Source organism: Mycobacterium sp. P2_H7, from assembly GCF_056403275.1.
On record NZ_JBFUFU010000092.1, the window covers coordinates 1 to 351 of the forward strand.

Consider the following 351-nt stretch of genomic DNA (forward strand, 5'->3'; position numbering starts at 1 on the left):
CGGCTGCAGAGGTCCGCAATTCGCGATAGCCATCGCTGTCGGCACACAGGAAGTCCACATCCAGTGAGCGGCGGTATTCCCCGAATTTCATGACAATAGCCGTCCCCCCGCCGAACCAACATTGGTTTACGGTCAGGAAACGCCGATCCATCAATCCGAGCACTTCGGCAATGATCTGGTGCTCGGGCCTCTTGAATTCCTTCATAACGCTCGCGCTATGTCCTGTTGATATTCTGGCTGCGAGGGAAAGATCAGGAGAAGAACCGAGTTCAGCCAGCGGTCAAAAGCACGCCATGACCGAATTTGTCTGCCAGACTTTGGATAAGCAGTTTTTCACGCATGGTAAGGCGC

The 351-nt window shown here is 54.1% G+C and carries 1 protein-coding gene; it reads right to left on the minus strand.

Features of this window, described 5'->3' with window-relative positions; genetic code table 11:
• On the minus strand, nucleotides 1–205 hold a 205-nt coding region (locus AC1DY7_RS31505), incomplete at its 3' end, for a nucleotidyl transferase AbiEii/AbiGii toxin family protein (RefSeq protein ID WP_477497681.1).
• Between the last annotated feature and the right edge of the window lie 146 nt (nucleotides 206–351).